This is a genomic window from Mycobacterium sp. (genome assembly GCF_035623875.1).
Taxonomy (GTDB): Bacteria; Actinomycetota; Actinomycetes; order Mycobacteriales; family Mycobacteriaceae; genus Mycobacterium.
The window spans coordinates 1-4,822 of record NZ_DASPSP010000300.1 but is presented as its reverse complement, the minus strand read 5'-3'; the positions used below and the strand labels follow the sequence as shown (position 1 = coordinate 4,822).

The 4,822-nt window shown below is 68.4% G+C and carries 5 protein-coding genes; 2 read left to right on the top strand and 3 right to left on the bottom strand.

What is annotated here, in order from left to right; translation table 11 throughout:
• Positions 1-621, top strand: a 621-nt coding sequence (locus tag VEI45_RS24040) for a TetR/AcrR family transcriptional regulator (RefSeq protein ID WP_324857019.1), incomplete at its 5' end; no start/stop codon positions are given.
• 15 nt (positions 622-636) lie between these two features.
• On the opposite strand, the gene VEI45_RS24035 is transcribed toward VEI45_RS24040, so the two are convergent.
• The 3 genes from VEI45_RS24035 to VEI45_RS24025 form a co-directional block, all read right to left on the bottom strand.
• Positions 637-1,179 (bottom strand): YbjN domain-containing protein, encoded by a 543-nt coding sequence (locus VEI45_RS24035; protein ID WP_324857018.1) that lies wholly within the window; start codon positions 1,177-1,179, stop codon positions 637-639.
• Positions 1,176-2,522, bottom strand: coding sequence for a D-inositol-3-phosphate glycosyltransferase (mshA, locus tag VEI45_RS24030; protein ID WP_324857017.1), 1,347 nt, complete (start codon positions 2,520-2,522; stop codon positions 1,176-1,178). Before mshA ends, VEI45_RS24035 begins: the two co-directional genes overlap by 4 nt.
• 69 nt (positions 2,523-2,591) lie before the next feature.
• A complete protein-coding gene (locus tag VEI45_RS24025) occupies positions 2,592-3,899 on the bottom strand; it encodes an ROK family transcriptional regulator (RefSeq protein WP_324857016.1) in 1,308 nt (435 codons plus the stop codon).
• Between the two features lie 191 nt (positions 3,900-4,090).
• On the opposite strand from VEI45_RS24025, the gene VEI45_RS24020 reads away from it, so the two are divergent.
• On the top strand, positions 4,091-4,822 hold a 732-nt coding region (locus VEI45_RS24020; protein WP_324857015.1), incomplete at its 3' end, for an SDR family oxidoreductase.

Genomic DNA, 4,822 nt, shown 5'->3' with positions numbered 1-4,822 from the left:
GCCGTGCGCGCCGCGGGCGTGGAACCTGGCGGACGGCCACCGGTGCGCGAACGTGCGATCGAGGCGGCGGCGTTGCTGATCAGCGACCGCGGCCTGGCCACCGTGACATTGGAAGCGGTTGCAGCTCAAGCGAATTGCTCGGTGCATAGCCTGTACGCGGCATTCGGCGGCCGTGATGAATTGCTGCGCGCGGTTTTCGACCGCTACGGCCCGATCCTGGAACTGGACGAAGCGGTCTCTGACCCGAACGCCGAACTCGCCGAAACGGTGCATCGGATCTACCGGATGATGGCCGACGCCTACAGCCGCGAACCGCGGGTAGCGCCGGCGATGCTGGCCGAGGCGCTGGCCCGTCCGACCGGAGCCGCCGTGCAAACACTTGCCCGGCACACCGCACCACGCATGCTCGCGAGCTTGGGCCAATGGCTGGCCGATGAAATCGCCGCCGGGCGTATCCGCGATCTGCCGCTGCCGTTGCTGATCCAGCAGATGCTTGCGCCGATCACGATGTTCACGTTGCTGCGGCCGGTCCTCGGCAACGTCCCCGAACTCGAGATGCCCGAGCTCGACGAGGCATGCACGGCGTTCGCCGACGCGTTCCTGCGCGCCGCCGCTACGTGACCGCGCGGTCGCGACCTAGCCGTCGTCGTCTTCGTCGATCAGGTGCGCGAACGCCTGCAGGTTGCTCAGCGACTCACCGCGGGAGACCCGCCAGTCCCATTCCTTTTGGATCGACGACCGAAAACCCAACTCCAGCAACGTGTTGAAGTCAGTATCCACCGCTTCGAGCACCTGACCGAGCACCCGGTCGATCTCGGCGGCATCCACCGACGGCAACGACATTCGGCCCACCAGGTAGATGTCGCCAACGTTGTCCAATGTGTAGGCCACGCCGTACAGCCGGCGGTTACGTTTGAGCAGAAACCGGTAAACGCCTTCGTGGTTCTCGTCGGGCTTGCGGCAGACAAACGCCTCGACGCGCACCGAATGCTCGCCGATGCTCAGGATGGTGTTGGTCTTGAGCTTGCGTTCGCCGGGTAGCTCCACGATCAGTCCGGGCAACCCGCCGTGCGCACCGGAATGCCGTGAATACGTCAGCTTGTTGGCGTCCAGCGTGTCCTCGATCACCTGCTGGACGTGCGTCACCGGCGGCGCCCCGCGATCTCCGGTACGAGTCATGCCCAGGCCTCCCTTCGCGCTGGCCGTCGTCGCGCCCGGCGCGCCGATGCCAGGTCGCGCACAGAGCGGCGGGCGGCGGTGAACTCGCTGATCGCAGACCGGTAGCTGGCCAGCAGCGCATCGACTGTGTTGTCCCAAGAGAACGTCGCGGCGTGCTCGACCGCCGCGCGGCGCATCGCCCAGGCCCGCGGCCCGCCGCCGAGGCGCAGCATCTCGTCGATGGCTCGCGCCCACCGGTCGACGTCGTGACCGGACACCAGCGTGCCGCTCACCCCGTCGCGCACCGCCACCGGTAACCCGCCGACGGCGGCCGCGACCACCGGGGTCCCGCAACCCTGGGCCTCGAGCGCGACCAGACCGAACGATTCCGAATAGCTGGGCACCGCAACCAGGTCGACGGCCTGGAACAGCGTGGCTAGGTCTTCCCGCGACTGCGGGGGCAGGAACGTCACCCGGTCAGTGATACCCAATTCGGCAGCGCGCCGAACCAGGCCGTCGGGGGCGGCTCGTCCGCTGCCCGACGGTCCGCCGGCGACCACGACGTGCACCCGCGGCAGTTTGGCCGCCGCACGCAGCAAGACGTCGGGCCCCTTCAGCGGTTGAATCCGCCCGACGAACGCCACCACATCTTCGTCGGGCGGTAACCCCAATTTGGCCCTGGCGGCGCGTTGGTCACCGGGCCGGAACACATCCAGGTCGACGCCGGGGTGAGCGACGTCGATCCGGGCGCGGGCGGCGTGGTGTAGCGAAACCAGTTGTCCGACTTCGTCTTCGGTGTTGGCGATCAACCTGTCGGCTTCGTCGACGACCTGCTGCTCGCCGACGATGCGCAGCGGCGGCTCGGGTGTGTCCCCTTCGGCCAGCGCCGCGTTCTTCACAGCAGCGAGCGTGTGCGCGGTGTGCACCAAGGGCACCGACCAGCGGTCGCGGGCCAGCCAGCCGACCTGACCGGACAGCCAATAGTGCGAGTGCACGATGTCGTAATAGCCGGGTTCGTGGGCGGCCTCGGCGCGCAGCACCCCGGCGGCGAACGCGCACAGCTGAGTCGGCAGATCGTATTTGTCCAGGCCCTCGAAAGGCCCGGCCACCACGTTGCGCACCAGCACACCGGGTGCCACCCGCACGATAGGCGGATCGGCGGACGCGGTGGCCCGGGTGAAGATCTCCACCTCCACACCCCGGCGAGCGAGATGAAGCGCGCTCTGCAGCACGTAAACGTTCATCCCACCGGCGTCCCCGATGCCCGGCTGGGCGAGCGGCGACGTGTGCACCGCCAGCACCGCGACGCGGCGCGGATCAGTCAACTCGGGGGTGTCCAGCCGAGAAAAGTCAGTGTGGCCCACGTCCTCATCTTTGCAGGACCGCTCCGACTCATCTTTGCAGGACCGCTCCGACGTACCCGAAGACGCAGGTCAGGCGGGTGTCTCGGTGGCAACCGGCAGCGCGACTACCGGTAGTTGGGCGCGGCGCATGGCACCGAGTGGATCGGCGTACAGCCCGGCCAGCGACACGATGCCGGCCCCGGCCTCCTGAACCCGGTTGCCGAAGGCGGTGACCCGGATGTCCCGCTGCGGCAACACCGAGCGTGCGGCGAACGCCGCCTCAACGTGCTCCATGCCCTCCGGATATTCGGTGAACGCCTGCCCGCCGACCACCAGGTCGTCGGGATTGAGCAGATCACGCAGCAACGCGACCGCTTCACCAAGCACCCTGGCCCGCTCGGCGAGGAGATCTGTGGCCTGCTGATTGCCGTTGCGCGCCGCCCGCAGCAACTCGGTGACGGTGCCGGACCCGCCGTTACGGGCCGGCAGGATCCGCATCCGGCGCGCCGCAGCGAGCACGGCCTCGTCGCTGACGGTCGATTCCAACAGCCCAGAACCGCCGAGCAGCTCCGATTGCGCGGGCAGGTTGGCGATGGTGCCCGGTCCGCTGGCCGGACTGTGCACCCGCCCGCCGATCGAGAGCGCATAGCCCACCGTCTCGCGCGCGTAGATGTACAGGCTGGTCGTCGAGGCGGGCGCAAACCGGCGCATGCCGAGCAGTAGTTCTGCCGCAGCCATCGCGTCAACGTGGCACGCCACCGATACCGGCAGTCCCAGCGCCTCGGCGAACACCGGTCCGACCGACGCGTCCCGCCAGCCCAGCCGGGCATGGTCGACGTGCCCGCTGGCGCCGTCGACGATGCCGCCGATTGCCACCCCGACCCACAGCGCCCGCCGTCGGTGCCACCGCCTCAGGTAACGCCTCGCACCGTCGGCCAGCGAGGCCAGCGCGGGTTCCTGGGCGCTGCGCGGTGTCGGAGTCTCGACGGCGTCGAGGGTGCGGCCGAACAGATCGGTGGCCACGATGCTGGTGGTTCGTGCCCCGATGTGGATGCCCAGCGTCAGGAATGGTTCGTGGTTGACCTCGACGGGCACCCGGGGACGCCCGATCGCACCGGAGACCGCCAGGTCGGCGCGTTCCCGGAGAAGGCCAGCGTCCAGCAGGGCGGTGACCTGGCGGTTTACCGTCGCAATGGACAGCGATGTGACCTGCGCGATGACGTCACGGCCAATCGGGCCGCGTAGCCGCACCGCTCGAAAGACCAGCGACGTTGCAGCGTCGGAGAGCTGCAATGAGGGCGCGACGACTCGGTGGCGCCCGGGTGATCTGCGGCCGGTCCGGCCGAGAGGCTGGGCAGCGTGATTATGAGAGTGGGAGGTGAGAGTGGTTGAGCGCACGTGAGGTGTCCTTGTCCGAAGTTCCGATGGCGGTCTTGGACCGCACCGTCGCGAGCGCTTGCGGTTCGCTCAGGCGCGGCCAGCTGCGCGGCAACAACACGCGCAGTCCGCGAACAGACACGCGGACATGCAACCGAACAAGGCACTGGTGTACACACCAGGAATTTAGCACGGTTATTAGAGTTGTTCAGGTGAACGACGCTGAGCAACGGGTCGCAGTGGTCACCGGCGCCAGCGCCGGGATCGGCGAGGCAACCGCGAAAATCCTAGCTGCGCAAGGCTTTCACGTGGTAGCGGTGGCACGCCGAGTCGACCGAATCAATGCGCTGGCCGCCGGAATATCTGGAACCGCCATTGTGGCCGACGTCACTGATGGCGCAGCGGTGGACGCGCTGGCCGCCCAGCTGACGCGGGTCGACGTGCTGGTCAACAACGCCGGCGGCGCCAAGGGCTTGGAGCCGGTGGCCGACGCCGACCTGGAGCACTGGCGGTGGATGTGGGAGACCAACGTGCTGGGCACCCTGCGTGTCACCCGCGCGCTGCTGCCCAAATTGATCGACTCCGGCGACGGCCTGATCGTCACCATCACCTCGATCGCCGCTATGGAGGTCTACGACGGCGGCGCCGGCTACACCGCGGCCAAACACGCGCAGGGCGCGCTGCACCGTACGCTTCGCGGCGAGCTGTTGGGAAAACCGGTGCGGCTCACCGAGATTGCCCCCGGAGCGGTCGAAACCGAGTTCTCACTGGTCCGCTTTGGCGGCGACCAGCAGCGCGCCGACTCCGTCTATGCGGGCATGACGCCGCTGGTGGCGGCCGACATCGCCGAGGTGATCGGGTTTGTGGCGTCCCGGCCGTCGCACGTCAACATCGACCAGATCGTCATCCGGCCGCGCGATCAGGCAACCGCTAGCCGCCGGGTC